At 68.4% G+C, this 18,634-nt stretch carries 2 protein-coding genes (1 of these 2 only partly in view); both read right to left on the bottom strand.

All coding sequences use genetic code 11. The features are described from left to right. Positions 1-10,367, bottom strand: partial view of a non-ribosomal peptide synthase/polyketide synthase gene (locus P3L18_RS11235; RefSeq protein WP_276114095.1) — the start only. It extends 29,935 nt beyond the left edge of the window; 10,367 of the gene's 40,302 nt are visible here — the first part of the coding sequence; its start codon is at positions 10,365-10,367; its stop codon lies off the left edge, out of view. Beyond that, the gene (locus P3L18_RS11230) at positions 10,364-18,634 is read right to left on the bottom strand and encodes a non-ribosomal peptide synthetase (RefSeq protein ID WP_276114094.1); all 8,271 of its coding nucleotides are present in this window, start codon (positions 18,632-18,634) and stop codon (positions 10,364-10,366) included. Before P3L18_RS11230 ends, P3L18_RS11235 begins: the two co-directional genes overlap by 4 nt.

The following is an 18,634-nucleotide window of genomic DNA, read 5'->3' as shown; positions in this document are numbered from 1 at the left end:
GCGGCCGCGTCCGGGTCCGTGATGTCGACAACCCGCCACGGCACCTCGACCGTCTCGGGGACGACCGTGACGACCTCGCCGCTTCCCACCCGGACGAAACACGAACGCAGCACGCGATGTTCGTCGAAGACCGCGCGTACCGCGGCGTGGAGACGTTCGGCATCGACGTCTCCGTCGAGGGTGAGCACCGCCTGTGCGATGTAGACGTCGACGGCCCCTTGTTCCCGCCCGGCGGCGGCGAGTTCGGCCTGGAACTGCAGCCCGCGCTGCAACGGAGACAGCGCCCAGATGTCGGCGCGCGGGTAACGTCGGGCCAGCTCGTCGAGGTCGTCCTGCGTCACCGCGGCACCGACGACATCCGACGGCGAAAGGCCCGGATCGCCCTCGGAGGCAACGTGTTCGACGATCGCGGCGAGTTCGTTCTCCCAGCGCCGTGCAAGGTCGTCGACGTCGTCATGGCTCAGTGCGCCTGCCGGGAAGCCGAACCCGGCCTGCAGTCGGCGGCCTTCCGGGCCGACGACGGTCCCTGCGGTGATGGTGATCAGGGCGGTGGCCACCATCGCACCGGTGACCGTGCCGGGAAGTCGTGGCGCATCCGGGTCCGGGAGCAGAGTCCCGACGAGGCCGTCGGCGGAATCCCCCGCCACGTTGCCGAGGTAATTGAATGCGATGGACGGCAGCGGCGCCTGCGCGAGTGCGCCACCACGATCCGCGCGGAGCAGACCGAAACCGATGCCGTTGTCGGGCCGGCCGACGCGTTCTTCCTTGGCGCTCTTCACGGTTCGAGCGGCGTCACCGTCGGGATCGATGGCGATGGGGGCGACGCTGGTGAACCATCCGACGGTGCGCGATAGGTCCGCGGTGCGCGGGGCCGCGCCGCGCAGCAGCACCTCCTCGTAGCGTCCGTGTCCCTCGATGAGCATGGTGACCGGCTGCTCGTCGGCGATACCGCGGTCTCGTTGCCAGGACCGCACCGCGCGAGCGAGCGCGGCGACGAGTGCGTCGTTGGCGTTGCCGCGGAAGGCTGCGGGTACCGAGGTGAGCAACGGTTCGGCGAGGGACGTGTCGATCGTGTGCACGATCTCGGCGGTGGTGGACATGCGATCGCGTCCGCGGTCCATCTCGACGCCGAGATCGGTGGCGCGCGCACGGGCGAGCCAGTAGGTGAGTTCGGACTGCCGAGCACGCTTTTGGCTCTGCACCGCTCCGACGAAGGCCCGTGCCGAGGTCGCCTCCGGCCTCAAGGCGAATGGCTCACCGGCGAGGTATTGGCCCCAGGCGGTCACCAGATCCTCGATGATCGCGCGCCACGAGACGGCGTCGACACCGAGGTGGTGGATGACGATGACCACGCGACGCAGTTCCCCGGTCCCGGCAAGAACCGCCGATACCAGTTGCCCGAGTGCGGGATCGAGTCGCATGGAGGCCTCGCGGAACGCCGCGGTGATCAGCGCAGCACCATCGGCCCCTCCGCCGTAACCGGTGGACTCGGTGACCGCGCTCTGTCCGTCGAATCGCCCGGCCCCTGCCTCGAGGTGCGGCCGACCGTCGATCTCGGTGAGTGCGGCGGTGAGCATCGGGTGGTTGGCGACCACGGCACCGATGACCTCGCGGAGCGCCGACACGGTGAGTTCGGCCGGGGCGTGGAGCACCATCGACTGCGAGAAGTCGGCGAAATCCTCGGGCGCGTCGGCGTGTTCGAGGACCCACGAGACGACGGGCGGGATCGGCATCGGCCCGACGCCACCGCCGTGGGGCTCCTCGAGCGCTGCGACGGCGTCGCCGCGGCGTGCGACGGCGCGAGCCATCCCACGAATCGTTTTGTGTTCGAAGATGTCCCGCGGCGACAGTTCGAGTCCTGCGGCCCGCGCTGCGGAGGCGAGCTGGATGGACATGATCGAGTCTCCGCCGAGGCCGAAGAACGAGTCCGTCACGCCGACCCGTTCGATGCCGAGCAGTCCGGCGACGATACCGGCCAGCTGCTGCTCGACGGGGTCCTGCGGAGCGACGTAGGCGGCGTCGAGCGTCGGGGTCGGGGCGGGCAGTGCCCTGCGGTCGAGCTTGCCGATCACGGTCAACGGCAGTGCGTCCAGCGTCGTGATGCTGCCGGGCACCATGTACAGCGGAAGTCGCTGCGCGACATGCTCGCCGAGGGTTGCCGTATCGACCGGCGACCGGAGCACGACATAGGCGGCGAGACCGGACACGACCGACTCACCGCTGCCGGCGATGGCTCCGTCCGCGGAGACGCCGACCACGATCGCCGAGTCGACCGCCGGATGTGTCGCGAGGGCGGACTCGATCTCGCCCAGTTCGATGCGCAGGCCACGCAGCTTGATCTGATCGTCGCTGCGACCGCCGTAACCGACGGACAACCCGCCGTCGCCCTCGACCCACCGGACGACGTCACCGGTACGGTACATCCGCTGCCCCGCAGCGCCGTACGGATTGGCGACGAACCGCTCCGCGGTCAAGGCGTGACGGTGCAGGTAGCCTCGCGAGAGACTGGGTCCGGCGACATAGAGCTCACCGAGCACGCCCACCGGAACGGGATGCAGCCGCTCGTCCAGGATGAGCAGTTCGGTCCCCTCGATCGGTGATCCGATGAGCACGGGACCACCCGCGGTCATCGCCGCACTCATCGTGACGGCGACGGTCGTCTCGGTGGGCCCGTACATGTTGTGCAACTCCGCCGACGGCGCCCACCTGTCCCGCAGTGCTTCCGGCATCGCTTCGCCGCCCACGAGAACGGTACCCACCGTGGGCAGTTCGGCCGGGCCGAGCGACGCCAGCACCGTCGGTGTGAGGAAGACATGGGTGAGCTGTTCGCGTGCCACGAACTCCTGTAGCGGTGCACCGGCGACGGCGTCGGCCGGGCGGTACACCAGTGCCGCCCCTGCGGTGACGGCCAGCAGATGTTCCAGTACGGACGCGTCGAAGCTCGGCGACGCGAATCCCAGGATTCGCGAATCGGGTTGTGCGCGCGCGATCCTCGTTTCCGTGTCGGCGAAGTTGCGGATGCCCCGGTGGGTGACGCCCACCCCTTTCGGGCGACCGGTGGAGCCGGAGGTGTAGATGACGTAGGCGAGCGAATCGAGCGTCGGCTCGCCGTGTAGCTCATTGTGGTGCAGCGGTTCCGGCGACAGTCCGGCGATCGTCTCGGCCACCTCCGGTGTGTCGGGGTGAATCCAGGTGGTCGCCGTGGCGATCTCGGTGTTCTCCCACCGCTGCCCCGACGCACGCGGGCACAGGCCCAGTGCGACACCGGCATCGGCGAGCATGCCGGCGATCCGCTGCTCGGGGTGATCGGGGTCGATCGGTAGGTAACCCGCGCCGGTGCGCGCGACCGCCCAGATCGCGACCGTCAGGTCCACCGACCGCGGAATCGCCAAGGCCACGAGGGCTTCTGGTGCAGCGCCCGCGGCAAGGAGGTGGCGTGCGAGTCGGTTGGCCGCCTCATCCAGCTCGGCGTAGGTCAGGGTGCGCGTCTCGTCGGAGACGGCGACCGAGGCGGGGAACCTGCGGACGGCCTCGTCGAAGATGTCGGCGAGCAGCATCGGTGCGCGGCCACGTGGCCCGGCGACCGGCGTCAGTGCGGCCGCCTGGGCAGGGGCGAGGAGCGGCGCGTCGCCGATCACTGTCTCGGGCTGGGCCACGAGGTGTCCGAGCAGATCCACGAACCGGGACATCATGGTTTCGACGGTGCGCGCGTCGAAGAGGTCGGTCGCGTAGTTCACCCGTCCGGTCCACGCGCCGGTGCGTCCGGCGCGCACACCGACCGTCAGATCAACCTTCGCGGAGGTCTCCTCGATCTCCAGGACGCCGACGGCGAGGTCGTCGAGGTCGGCAACCATCGCCGACGGGTCAACGGGATTCTGCTCCACCGTCAGCAAGACCTGGGTCAGCGGCGCGAAAGCTTCCGAGCGCGTCGGCGATACGGCGTCGACGACGGTCTCGAACGGTGCATCGGCATGGGCGAACGCGTCGAGGTCGGTCTTGCGGACCGCGTCGAGGAAGTCGGCGAAGGTGGCGGCACCGTCGACCGCGGTCCGCAGGACGAGGGTGTTGACGAACATCCCGACGAGCGGGTCGAGAGCCTGATCTCCCCGGCCCGAGATCGGGGTACCGATCGCGATGTCATCGGTGGCGGCCAGCCGCGACAACAGCACCGCCAGCGCGGCGTGGATGATCATGAACTCGCTGATCCCGCGTGCCGCGGCGAGCGCGCGCACCGATTCCGTGGTGCCGGCGGGGATCTCGAAGCCGATCTCGGCGCCACGCATCGAGGCGACGGCCGGGCGTGGGTGCGTGGTCGGCAGGCTCAGCACATCCGGTAGACCGGCGAGCCGGTCGGTCCAGTACGCCAATTGCGCCGACACCACCGACCGCGGGTCTTCGGCCGAGCCGAGCACCTCCTGCTGCCACAGTGCCACGTCGGCGAATTGCACTGCCAGTTCCGCGAATTGCGGTGTGCGACCACGTGAGCGGGCATGGTAGGCGGTCACCACGTCGGTGACCAACGGGCGCATCGACTCGCCGTCGCCGGCGATGTGGTGCACCACGATGAGCACGATGTGTTCGAGATCCTCGACGCGCCGAATCCGGACGCGGATGGGATGGTGGGCGGTGACGTCGAATCCCGCTGTCGCGGCAGCGAAAAGCTCCGACTCGTCGTCGACGACCGCCCAGTCCAGCCGCGAGCCGGTCAGCGATCGGTCGGTCACGACCTGACGCGGCGCGCCCTCGACGGACGGGAAGGTGGTACGCAACACCTCGTGGCGGTCGATCACGTCGACCATGGCCGCGCGCAGCGCCGCCAGGTCGAGTTTGCCGGTGAGGCGCAGCGCGATCGGGATGTTGTAGGCGCCCGAGGAGGTGTCGAACTGGTTGATGAACCAGATCCGTTGCTGCGCGTAGGACAGCGGGATGCGCTCCGGGCGCGGGTGATGCGCCCGCACCGGCGGAAGCCCGACACCACGGCCGGCCACCCGGCGTGCGAGATCGGCGACCGTCGGTGCGTCGAAGAGATCGCGGACGGCGATGTCGACGCCCAGTGCCGCACCCGCTCGGGCGGCGACGCGCATGGCGGCCAACGAATTTCCGCCGATGTCGAAGAACGAATCGGTCACCGACACCTGGTCCACGCCGAGCACCTCGGCGACGACGGCGGCGATGGTCGTCTCGGCGGGCGTCGACGGCGCGACGACCTCGGTGTGCGCCGCGGGCGCCGGATCGGGAAGCGCTCGGCGGTCGATCTTGCCCGCGCTGTTGCGGGGCATGGCATCGAGTATCACCCAGACCGACGGCCGCAGGTGCGCGAGCAGCCGGTCGGCCACTGCATCGGCGATGACCTCGGTGCGAAGCGTGTCGCCGGGGTGACCGACCACGTAGGCGACCAGTGCGTCCCCGGCCGCCGACGATCGGACGTCGGCTGCTGCGGCGACGACGCCGGGAACCGACGACACCACCGACTCGATCTCACCGAGTTCGATCCGTTGCCCGTGCAGTTTGACCTGGAAGTCGGTGCGCCCCAGGTACTCGATGTCGCCGTCGGTGGTCCATCGCGCCAGATCACCGGTGCGATAGAGACGCTGTCCCGGCGCACCCGACAGGTCCGGACCGCAGGGGTCGGCGACGAATCGCTCCGCGGTCAGCGCAGACGCCCGGGCGTAACCACGGGCCATCTGAGGGCCGCCGAGATAGAGCTCGCCGGGCACACCCGGTGGGACCGGACGCAGACGTCGGTCAAGGATTCGGACCAGCACACCCGGGGCGGGCCGGCCGATCGTGACGGTCTCGACCGGCTCGCTGAGCGTCGCGATCGTCGTGTCGACGGTCATCTCGGTGGGCCCGTATTGGTTGATCACCGTCGCGTGCGGTGCCGCGGCGAGCGTGTACTGCGTCAACGCTGGCGTCAATGCCTCACCGCCGGTGTAGATCCGGCGCACCGTCGACAGCGCGGCGGCCGCGTCGGAGACCTCGTCGAGGAATACCGAGAGCATCGACGGGACGAACTGCACCATGGTGATGTCGTACTCGGCGAGGCTGCGGGCCACGGCGGTCGGTTCGCGATGGTCGTCCACACCCGCCACGACGGCGTGTGCGCCGACGATCAACGGCCAGAACAACTCCCACACCGACGCATCGAAGGTGAACGGGGTCTTGACGAGGACGCGCTCGTCCCGCGGTTCGATGCCGGCGGGCGTGAACCACGTGAGCAGCGCAGTGAGGGCCCCGTGGGAGACGGTGACGCCCTTGGGTTGTCCGGTCGAGCCTGAGGTGAACAGAGTGTAGGCAGCGTGATCGGGGCGCAGGGGTGCGAGCCGATCCCGATCGGTCACCGGGCGCCCATCCGCGCGTTCGAGTTCGGTCAGGTCGACGATGGTGACCGGCAGGCGATCAGCCGCGTCGGCGAAGACACCCGAGGCCTCGGACATCGTCAGGGCCGCGGCCACCTGCGCCGTATCGAGCAGATGGGCGACCACCGAGGCCGGAGCCTCCGGGTCCACCGCCACATAGTGACCGCCGGCGACGATCACCGCGTGCACGGCCACGAGCATCTCCGGCGAGCGCGGAATCCCGACGGCAACAGCAACGTCCGGGCCGACACCGAGGCCGATCAACCGCCGCGCGAGGGCGTTGACCAGAGCACCGAATCCGGCGTACGTCCACTGCGTCGAACCCCCCGGACTCGAACCCCCCGGACTCGAACCCTCAGCACGGTTCCCGGCGTCGACGACGGCGATCTGCTCGGCGTGGGCGAGGTGAGCCGCACCGAGCGCTTCGGCAACCGTGGCCGCGCCGGGGCGGACCGAGCCGTCCGACGTCCACCGTTGCAGCGCAGCAGCTTCCGGCGTGGAGAGAATCGTGGCGTCGCCGACCGGTCGCGCCGGGTCCCCGGTGAGCCCGTCGAGCGCACGGACGAACCGCTCGGCGAACACCGCGACGGTCTCGGGATCGTAGAGGTCGGTCGCGTAGACGATCGATCCCTGCCATCCGCTCGACGAGTCGGCGATACCGACGGTCAGATCGACCTTGGACGAGATCTCGGGCGGCTCGGCGGCACTGACCCGCAACCCGCCCGCAACACCGATATCGACGCTCTGCGAAGCCAACTCGGTGATCGCGGACTGATCGAAGGACAACCACACCTGCGCCAGCGGCGCATACGCCTGGGACCGAATGGGGTTCACCCGCTCGACGATCGCCTCGAACGGCAGGTCGGCGTGAGCGAGCGCCTCGAGATCGATCCGTCGGGTCTCGGCCAGGAGGTCGTCGAAGCTCATGTGCGGCTCGACGGTCGTCCGCAAGATCAGTGTGTTGACGAACATGCCGACCATCGGGTCGAGAACCGATTGGCCGCGGCCGGCGATCGGGGTGCCGACGGTGATGTCGTCGGTCGCCGAGAGTTGCGCGAGCACCACCGACAGCGCGGCATGGGCCACCATGAACGGCGTCAGGCCGCGTTCGCGTGCCAGCACACCCACTCGTTCGGACAGTTCGGCGGGCACGTCGAAATCGACTCGGGCGCCGCGCTGCGAGGCGATCGCCGGGCGAGGCCGGTCGGTCGGTAGCTCGATCACATCGGGCGCGCCGTCGAGTTGGGTTGCCCAATACGACAATTGCGCGCCGATCAGGGAATCCGGGTCGTCGGCGGCACCGAGGACCCGCTCCTGCCAGAGCGCGACGTCGGCCATTTGGACCGGCAGCGGCGTGAATTCGGGTGCATGGCCCTGTGAGCGCGCCTCGTACGCCGCGATCAGGTCGGCGACCAGCGGGGCCAACGACTCACCGTCGCAGGCGATGTGGTGCAACACGAGCACCATCGCCCAGGAGGTTGCCGACACCTGGGTCAGCCGGACTCGGACGGGTAGCTCGTCGCGCAGGTCGAATCCGGCGAGAAGCGCTGCGCGCGCTTCGGATTCGTCACCGATGCGCCAGTCAAGTGCGGCTTCGGCCACGGTCATGTCCGCGACCTGCTGGACCGCCGCGCCCTCGGTCTCGGGGTAGGTGGTGCGGAGCACCTCATGCCGGCGCATGACGTCGAGCAGTGCCGCGCGCAGGGCGTCGGTGTCGACATCGCCGTCGAGCCGCAGCACCGCGGGAATGTTGTAGGCAGCCGACGCGGGGTCGAAGCGGTTGATGAACCACATCCGTTGTTGGGCCAGGGACAACGGAATTCGCTCGGGGCGGGGCACGACGGCCTCGATGGCCGGCAGTCCCGGGCGGGTGGCGTCGGCGGTGATCGCGAGTTCGCGGACCGTGGGTGCCTCGAACAGATCCCGCACGCTCAGGTCGACCCCCAGCGTCTCCGCGGCCCGGCCGACGATCCGCGCCGCGAGCAATGAGTTGCCGCCGACGTCGAAGACCGAGGTCGTCACACTGATGTCGTCGAGCCCGAGCACCTCGACGACGATCGCCTTCAGCGCGGTCTCGGTGGCCGTCGCGGGCGCGACGATCTCGGTGTCGGCGGTCAGATTCGGGCGCGGGAGGGCCGCGCGATCGAGTTTCCCGTTGCCGGTCAACGGCAACGAGCTCACCTCGACGACGACATCGGGGACCATGTAGTCCGGGACCGCTCGTCCCGCGACCCGTCGTACCTGCGCGACGTCGAGAGCACTGCCGCCACCGGCGGCGCCGTGCGCGTCCTCGTCCGCGACAACGTATCCGACGAGGATCTCACCGCGCCCGGGGAGGTCGATCACACGAGCGGCTGCTGCGCTGACCCCCGCTGCCCCCAGCAGGGCTGCTTCGATCTCGCCGTACTCGATGCGGAATCCGCGCAACTGCACCTGATCGTCGCCACGTCCGAGATACTCGATGTCCTCCCCGACTCGACGCGCGAGGTCACCGGTCCGGTACATCCGTGAACCGTCCGCGGCGAACGGGTTGGCGACGAAGCGAGTCGCACTCAGCGAGGGCCGCTTGCGGTATGCCTGTGCGAGTTGTGTTCCGGTGACGTACATTTCACCGACGACGCCCTCGGGCACCGGCCGCAGCCGGCCATCCAGGATGTGGATGTCGAGCGAGGAGAGCGGACGCCCGATGAAGGAGGCGTCGGCGGCGGCGACGGCGTCCCGGTCCAGCGGCCGGTAGCTGACATGCACTGTCGTCTCGGTGATGCCGTACATGTTCACCAGTTGCGCGTGATCGGCGGGGTTGTCGTCGAACCATCGGCGAACCTGCTCGAAACTCAGTGCCTCTCCACCGAAGACGACATAGCGCAGCGACAGGTCCAGCGGCGCGCGGCGACGCTGCGCGACCAGCTGGTAGAACGCCGACGGTGTCTGGTTGAGAACTGTGATCCGCTGCGCAGCCAGCAATTCGAGGAACGCTCCGGGGTCACGGGAGACGTCGCGGTCGACGATCACCAGCCGCGCACCGGTGGTCAGGGGGCCCCAGATCTCCCATACCGAGAAATCGAACGCGTACGAGTGGAACAGCGTCCACGCATCGTTGTGGTCGAAGGAGAAGTCGTCCGCGGCCGCCGCGAGCAGGGCCACCACCTGACGGTGGGACACCACCACGCCCTTGGGTTTTCCGGTGGAACCGGAGGTGTAGATCAGGTATGCGGGCAGGCGGTCGTCGATCGCCGCTGCGGCGTCCGGCGATTCAGCAGGCTCGGCTGTCCCGTCGGCGAACCGACGCTCGATGTCGGCCGGGGAGACCAGTGGCGCTGCGGCCTCCGCCCACTGCGCGGCGAGTTCGTCGTCGACCAGGACCATGAGGGGTTCGGCGTCGCCGATGATGGACAGTGCACGCGCGGGCGGCTGGCCGCGGTCGAGCGGCAGATACGCGGCACCGGTGCGCAGAATCGCCACGAGGGCAACGATCAGGTCGACGTCGCGGGGCAGCGCGACACCGATCAGGCGGCCCGGTCCGGCACCCGCATGCCGCAATGCGTCGGCGAGGTGCGCCGACCGCTCGTCGAGTTCACGGTAGGTCAGGTGGCGATGGGTGTCGCTCACCGCGGTCCGGCCGCCGAAGCGTGCCACCGCCGATCCGAACAGTCCGACAAGCGATCCCAGATCGTGACTGCCGATGACGTCGAGCGCGCGGCTGCGCACCTGCTCGATCGCGCGTCGTGTGGCCTCGGCGAGATCCTGCGGGCTGTGCCCGGGCGACATGAGCGCCCGCGTCACGCCCGCACCCACCGCTGCCTCGGTGTCGAGTCCCTGGGTGGCGAACACCTGCGCCGTCGCCGCGACCTGCGCGTGCAGGTCGGCGAAGGTCACCGGGCCGGCGGGCGCATCGATCGCAATCGAATTCGGTACGGATCCGGCTGCGAAGGCGATCAGATGGAGAGTCGACGGGCGCGGACCCCAGGTCTTGGCTATCGCTGAGGCCCTTGAATCGACTTCTGTCACGTTGGAGTCATTCCCTTGTTCGCCATGTTCGCCACCCCGTTGATCGAGGTCCCGTTGATCGCCGTGCCGTTGGTCGCAGTGCCGTTGGTCGCAGTGCCGTTGGTCGCACTCCTGCCGGCACCTGCCGAATCACCCACGGCGACCAGCGAATTCGATCGCAGATCGCCGAGGACGTCCCCGAGCGCCTGCGGTCCGGAGACGGCGACGTCGGGGATCAGGCTCATGAGCGCGGTCGTCAGCGCCGAGTCGGCATCCGGTAGTGCGCTCGCCATCGTATCGCTGATCGCCGACAGCACCGCGAAGGTCACCTCGGTTCCGTTGTGACTGGCCGCCACCGCATCCGGCGCGGCGTTCGCGGCCGCCGCGACGAGTTCGGGGATCGACAGCGAATGATATCCGTGGCCCGCCGCGTCGAGTGCGGCCTGCGCCTCGGTATCGGTGGCGATGGAGATGTCGTCGACGAGCACCTGCGGGTTCTCGGCGACTTCCTCGAGCACCCGCAGATACCGCTGCGCATGCAGCTCAACCGAACTGCGGTTGTAGAGATCCTTGGCGTAGATCAGTTGACCCTTCATCACATCGGAGTCCTTCGTGCCAGGTGTTGCGTGCGGATCGTCGGGGAACAGTGTCAATTGCAGATCCACCTTGGCCGGCACCAGTTGTTCGGACACCGGGGTGATGGTCAGATCGGCCAGATCCACTGTCGGGAAAGCGAAGTTCTGATAGGCGAACATCACCTGATAAATCGGGTGATGGCTGGTCGCCGGCGCCGCCGCAACCGACGACACGATGGAGTCGAAGGGGATGTCGGCGTTGGCCATGTCCGCCAGGTCATCGTGGCGAACCCGCTGGAGTAGTTCGGCGAACTTCTCCTCCTCGCGGATTTGGGTACGCAAGGCCAATGTGTTGACGAACATCCCGATCACGCCGTCGAGCTCGGCCTGTTCGCGACCTGCGAACGGCGTACCGATGACGATGTCGCGCTGCGCCGTGAGGCGGCTGAGCAGCACCGCGAACGCCGCGTGCATGACCATGAACAGGGTGGCATTGTTCTGGCGGGCAACGGCGTCGAGCCTGCCGACCAACTCGCCGGGAACCTCGAAGACGACCTCGTCACCGGCGAATGTCGGTACACGCGGCCGCACCCGGTCGGTCGGCAACTCGAGCCTCGCCGGCGCACCGGCCAGCCGCCCGGTCCAGTAGTCCAGCTGCCGCGTCGCCTCGGTCCGGCCGTCGGGGCCTTGCGTGTCAAGCCAATCATGGTGCCACACAGCATAATCGGCGTACTGCACGGCGAGCGGTTCCCACGCCGGTGCGACACCGCTCACCCGAGCGGTGTATGCGGCCATGAAATCGGTGGCCAGCGGCATCATCGACGCGCCGTCGGCGGCGATGTGGTGCACCACGAAGACGAGGATGTGGTCGTCGGGAGCGACCGCCAGCAGCGCCAGTCGCAGCGGCGGCCCGGCCGTGACGTCGAACCCGCCACCGGTGACCGTCGCGATCTCGGCATCGACATCATCGCGGACGTCGCGCACCGAGCGTTCGATGCGCGTCAGTGCGTCCTCGGGGTCGAGGACGAGTTGTACCGGCTCACCGTCGAGCATCGGATACATCGTCCGCAACGACTCGTGCCGGCTCACCAGGTCCGCGAAGGCGTGGTCGACGCTCGTCCGGTCGAGCGCTCCGGACAATCGGAGCGCGATCGCCACGTTGTAGACCGGCGATGCGGGATCGGCTCGATTGACCAGCCACATGCCGCGCTGGACGGCCGACAGCGGCGCGCTCGTGCCGCGCCGGGCCGGGGCCAGCACCGGCCGGTGGTGTGGCGTGTCCATACCGCGCACATGCTGTGCGGCCTCGCGGACCGACGGCGCGTCGAACACTGCCGCCAGCGGGACCTTGATCCCGAGCTCGGCGGACAATCGCGCGGCAACCTTGGTGGCGCTCAGGGAGTTTCCGCCGAGATCGAAGAACGACTCGGTGACGCTGACCTTCTCGACGCCGAGGACCTCGGCGAAGACCGCCCCGATGATCCGCTCGGTATCGGTGCTCGGGCCGACGAACGGGGCGGTGGCCAGTACCGGTTCGGGCAGCGCACGACGGTCGACCTTGCCCGCCGAGTTGAGCGGCATCTGCTCCATCGGCATCCAGATCGTCGGCACCATGAATTCCGGCAGATGCTCGGCGAGGTGGGCCGCGGCCGTGTCGGGCGCCACGGTGTCGGGCGAATAGTAGGCGACCAGGTTCTGACCGGCGGCCAACTCGATCACCGTCGCCGCAGCGTGCACGACACCCGGGACGTTGACCAGCGAGGCCTCGATCTCGCCGAGCTCGAGGCGCTGTCCCCGGAGCTTCACCTGGAAGTCGTTGCGTCCCAGGTATTCGATGTCGCCCGAGGTGTTCCACCGTGCCAGGTCGCCGGTGCGGTACAGACGGGATCCCGGAGGTCCGAACGGGTCCGCCACAAACCGTTCCGCCGTGAGCCTGCCCTGTGCGGCGTATCCGCGGGCGAGCTGGACGCCACCGAGATACAACTCGCCGGGGACACCCACCGGGAGCGGTCGCAGCCGGCGATCGAGGATGAACGTGGTGGTGTTGGCGACGGGTCGCCCGATCGGGATCGCCGTATCGGTGGCCCCGACGTGATACTCGGTGACGTCGACCGCGGCCTCGGTGGGACCGTACAGGTTGTGTAGCCCCAGGCCGGGCAATGCGGACAGCACCGACCGCGCAGTCGGCGCCGCAAGGGCCTCCCCCGAGGTGAACATCAGTCGCAGCGAACTCAATTCGGCCATCCGGGTCGGCCCGGTCACGTCGGCGAACGTCGACATCATCGACGGCACGAAGTGCATCGTGGTGACGCCCTCGGATTCGATCAGCGACGCCAGATACTCCGGGTCACCATGACGTCCGGGTTCTGCGATGACCAGACTGGCACCGACCATGAACGGCCAGAAGAGCTCCCACACCGACACGTCGAAGGTGATGGGCGTCTTCTGCAACACCACATCGGATGTGCTCAGCGGGTAATGCCGTTGCATCCATTCGAGTCGATTGACGATCGCCCGATGGGAGACGGTGACGCCCTTGGGTTTTCCGGTCGATCCGGAGGTGAAGATGGTGTAGGCGGCGTGATCGGGCAGCAGTGGCGCGATCAGCTCGTCGGTCGTCACCGGGGCGACGGCGTGTTCGATCGGCGCGGAAGCATCCACCGTGTGCACCCAGACGCGGTCGGCGAGGCCGGACACCACGGGCGGGAGCGCACCGGGACCGACGAGCACCGTGCCGACGCCGGCCATCTCGACCATGTACTCGCCGCGGTCGAGCGGTGCGTCGGGATCGATCGGGACATACTGCCCACCGGCCGTGATCACCGCGTGTAGCGCGACCAATAGCTCGACCGACCTCGGGATACACACGGCGACAGCCACATCGGGACCGACTCCGACACCGATCAGTTCCCTGGCCAGGCTGTTGACGCGGTCGGCGAATTCGCGGTACGACACCCGCCGACCGTCGTGGACGAGCGCCGTGGCGCGCCGCTCGGACGCCGCTGCCGCCAGCAGCAGGGGCCGGGTGATCTCCTCGGAGTATCCCCTCGACCAGCCGGCGACGACGTCCAATTCCGAATCGGGGAACCAGAACAAGTCGTCGAGCGGCCGGTCCTGCGCCTCCTCCAGGGTCGCCGCCATGCGGTCCAGGATGTCGTGCAGGTAGTGGCTGAAGCGCTCGATCGTGCTGTGGTCGAAGAGCTCTCGCGAGTAGCAGAAGGACAACGAGATCTGCTCGGAGTGGTCGGCAACCGGACCGAACTCGATCACGTTCAGCGAGAGGTCGTACTTGGCGAACGGCGGGCGGGCGTCGATCAACCCGAGTCCCGACTCCGCATCAAGCCGGCCAACCACCTGATCGTGCTGCATGACCAGCTCCACCTGGAACAACGGCGAGTGCGACCGGGATCGTCGGGCCCCCACCGCATTCACCACCTGCTCGAAGGGCACGTCGCCGTGACCGAGCGCCTGTGCGCGAGTGTGATGAGCCGAGGCGAGGAGATCGGTGAGACCGTCGGCGGGCTGCACCCGGGTGCGCAGCACCACGGTGTTGACGAACATCCCGACGAGATCGGCCAATTCGGGTTCGTCACGACCGGCGATGGCGGTGCCGATGGCGATGTCCTCGCCACCGCTGAGCCGCGACAGCAGCACCGCGAGCGCCGAGTGGAAGACCGCGAACAAGGTGACGCCGTGGTGCGCGGCGAGGGCGTGCAGCCGCTCGACGGTTTGTGCGTCGAGCATCGTGTCGACGTAGCCGCCGGCGCCCGTGGGACGCGTGGGCCGCTGGCGGTCGGTCGGCAGCCCGATGAGCTCCGGCATGCCCTGGAGTTCCTTGCGCCAGAAGGCGATCTGACGACCCATCACCGAGTCGGCATCGGCCTCCTCCCCCAGCACCGAACGCTGCCACACGGCGAAGTCGGCGAACTGCACCGGCAACGACGTCCACTCGGGAGCCTGCCTCTGAGCGCGGGCGGCGTACGCGGTCAACAGGTCGGTGATCAAGGGCCCGAGAGACGCACCGTCGGCCGCGATGTGATGTACGACGACGACCAGCACGTGATCAACGCTGCCGCCGACTGTCTCTCCAGAGGCACTGTCCGCAGAGTCGGACACCGCGAGCAACCGAATTCGCAGCGGCCAGTCCTTGGTGACGTCGAAACCGGTCACCGACAGGTCTGCGATCCGAGCGTCGACGGCTGAAGCGTCGACCGCCTCCACACCGAAAACACCTGCAGCGGTGACGTCGTCGATCTCGCCGATGGACTGGAAGGTCTCGCCGTCGTCATCGGGGAACGTGGTCCGCAGCGGCTCATGGCGGGACACGAGGTCACCGACGGCGGCGGCGAGGGCGTCCGCGTCGACGTCGCTGCCGAGCCGAACCGCACCCGGGATGTTGTAGGCCCCCGAAGCCGGATCGAGCCGATTGATGAACCAGAGACGTTGCTGGCTCAGCGACAACGGGATACGCACCGGCCGCTCGACCTGCCCGGGGAGCGGAAGGGCAGCGGCGTCCTGCGTCGGCACCGCTGCGGCGACGATCTCGGCGAGCGTGCCCGCTTCGAACACGTCCGACAACGACACCGACAGCCGCGCCACGCTCCGCAACCGCGAGACGATGCGAGCGGCGGTCAGCGAATCGGCGCCGAGCGCAAAGATGTTGTCGTGCATGCCGATGGGCGTCACGTCCAGGACGTCACCGATGACCGAGGCGACGGCGATTTCCCGCGCGGTGGACGGTGCGATGAAGGCGACCCGCTCATCACGGGCAAACCGCGGCGTCGGCAGGGCGCGGCGATCAAGCTTTCCGTTGGCGGTGATCGGCAGCTCGTCGATCAGCATCACGAGGTCGGGGACCATGTAGGTGGGCACCGCCGCTCGTACCGCATCGCGGATCGAGGAGTCGTCCAGGCCCGCAGCGGGATCGACCACCGCGTACCCGATCAGTTTGGCGCCACCGGCATTTCGGGCGTCGAGGACCACGGCGGCCGCAGCGGTGACGCCGCCGACGGACCGCAGAGCGGTCTCGACCTCGCCGAGTTCCACACGGAACCCACGCAATTGCACCTGCGTGTCGGCCCGGCCCAGATACTGGACGTCGTCACCGACGCGGCGGCCGAGATCGCCCGACCGGTACATCCGACGGCCACTGCCGTCGGGGTCGGCGACGAATCGGCTCGCGGTGAGCGCCGCACGATTGCGGTATCCCAGGGCCAATTGCTCACCGAACACGTAGATTTCACCGATCGCGCCCTCGGGAGTCGGCTGGAGACGGTTGTCGAGGATGCGCACACCCAACGTGGACAACGGTTGTCCGATCAAGCTGCTGCTCTCGCCCCGGACCAACTCGGGATCAAGCGGACGGTATGTCACGTGCACCGTGGTCTCGGTGATCCCGTACATGTTGACCAGAGCGACGTCGTCGCCGAAGGCGTCATACCAGCGCTCGACCTCGTCGAACCGAAGCTCCTCGCCTCCGAACACCATGTACCGCAACGACAACGGGGTCGGTGTGCGTCGACGTGCCTCGGCCAGGACACCGAAAGCCGACGGGGTCAGCGAGACGACCGTGACATTCTCGCGCGCGAGCACCTCCAGGAACTCGGCAGGCGCACGCGCGACCTGGCGATCCACGATCACCGCACGCCCCCCGGTGAGGAGCGGACCGAAGATCTCCCAGACCGAGAAGTCGAACGCATAGGAGTGAAACACCGACCACACATCGTCGGCGCCGAACTCGAAGTGCTCCTGCGCCGCGTCGAGCAGTGCAATCACGTTGTGGTGGGTGATCTCGACACCCTTGGGTCGGCCGGTCGACCCCGAGGTGTAGATGACATAGGCGAGAGTGTCGTCGGGCACCGCGGGCGGTGCCGGCGCGGTCGCACCCTCGGAGATCAGCTGGTCGACCGAGACCACCGGGAACGTTCCGCTCCAGTCCGGTCGCGAGGCGTCGTCGTCGACGATGACACACACCGGAGCCGCGTCACCGACGATGAACGAGAGCCGGTCGACGGGGTTGCTGGTGTCCAGCGGCAGATATGCCGCGCCACCGGTGAGCACACCCATGATGGCCGCGAACAGCGTCGTGTGGCGTGCCGTGGCCACGCCCACCAGGTCGCCGGGCCCGACACCGCGGGCCCGCAGGGCTGCAGCCACCGCGGCCGCTTGCGCCCCGAGTTCGCGATAGGTGACGGTGACGCCGCGCGCGTCGGTGACCGCAGGTCGATCCGGATGGCGTCGCGCAACCTCGCCGAATCGGGAGACGATCGTCGCCGGCTCGCCCGAGCCGTGTGCTGCGGGTTCGGGCAAGGCAGCCAGCATCGCCCGATCGGCGGGCGTCAACATCTCGATGGCGCCGACAGGTCGATCGAGCGACTCCGGCGCCAGGCAGTCCTCGAGGAAGTGCAGGAAGCGAGCGTGGTGGGCGTCGAGTTCGGCCTGGGTATACAGGCCTGGATTGCCGTGGAGATCGACGACCAGCGGCGCGGCGGGCCCCGACTGATACATGTTGATCAGCAGGTCCTCGAGAATTCCCGACGTCAGGATCCGGTAGTCGGACTCGGTGCCGTCGATGGCGACCGGCTCGTCGAAGAAGACCATGTTGATCGCCGGGCCGAATGAGGTCGAACCGGCGTCGAGTCCGGCGTCGCGCCGGATGTCGTCCGACCGGTATCGCTGGTGGCGCAGCGCTCCGGTCAGCTCGAGCTGCGCAGTGGCGATGAGATCGCGGACGGACTTGCCCTGGGGATCGCGCAGCCGGATGGGCACGATGTTGGACACCATGCCGCCCGACCGCTTGATCTTCACGTTGGTGCGCCCGGTGATCGGCAGGCTCATCACGATGTCGTCGTTGGCCGTCACCCGCGACAGGTAGGCGCCGAACGCGGCGGTGAGCAACACGGCAATCGAGCTGTTCAGCTCTGCGGCCAGGGCTTCCAGGCGGCGTTGCGACGCGGGCTCGAGCTCTTGACTCGACACGACATTGGCGAACGAGAGCGGCGCAACCGCCGCCGACCGCGTCGAGAGCGTGACCCGCTCGGGAAGGCCGACGACCCGCTCGAGCCAGTGCGCACGATCGGTGTCGCGTCGACTGCTGTTCTGGTAGCTCTGCTCGTACTCGACGATCTCGGCCATCGTGGCGAGCTGTTTGTCGTCGGGAACCAGACCGCGCCGGAGCGCGTTGTATCGGTCAATGGTCCGCCGCACCCCGGTGAGCGCGGCGTAACCGTCCAGAACGATGTGATGGGCGCGGTTGTAGAAGAACGTTCGTTCGTCGCCGACCTGCAGAATTGCGGCAATGACGAATTGGTCGTTGAGCAGATCGACGGGGCGCTGGTACTCCGCGCGCATCCAGGCCAGTGCCGCACCGGCCGGGTCCGGTTCGGCGCGGAAGTCAAGGATGTCGACCTGCTGATCGAAATCGAGGTCGACGAACTGCATCGGCACACCGTCGACCTCGGCGAGGCGGGTGTAGGGCGACTCCAGGTGCTTCCCGACGTGGATAGAGCACTCGGCGAGCAACTCGATGTCGAGACCGCCCGGAGGATGACGGATGTCGAGGTACTGGGCGATGTTGACCGAGTAGTCCGGTGCCAGCGACTCGGCGAACCACATGCCTCGCTGAGCCGCGGTGAGCGGCAGGTACTGCAGCGGGGTCTCCGCTGCGACCTGCGCTTTCGCGCGATGCTCGGCGATCGCCACCTGTACCGACAC

It is taken from the genome of Gordonia sp. N1V, from assembly GCF_029269935.1.
Lineage (GTDB): Bacteria > Actinomycetota > Actinomycetes > Mycobacteriales > Mycobacteriaceae > Gordonia > Gordonia polyisoprenivorans.
The sequence above is the reverse complement of the archived record's forward strand: the minus strand, read 5'-3'. Positions and strand labels throughout refer to the sequence as shown.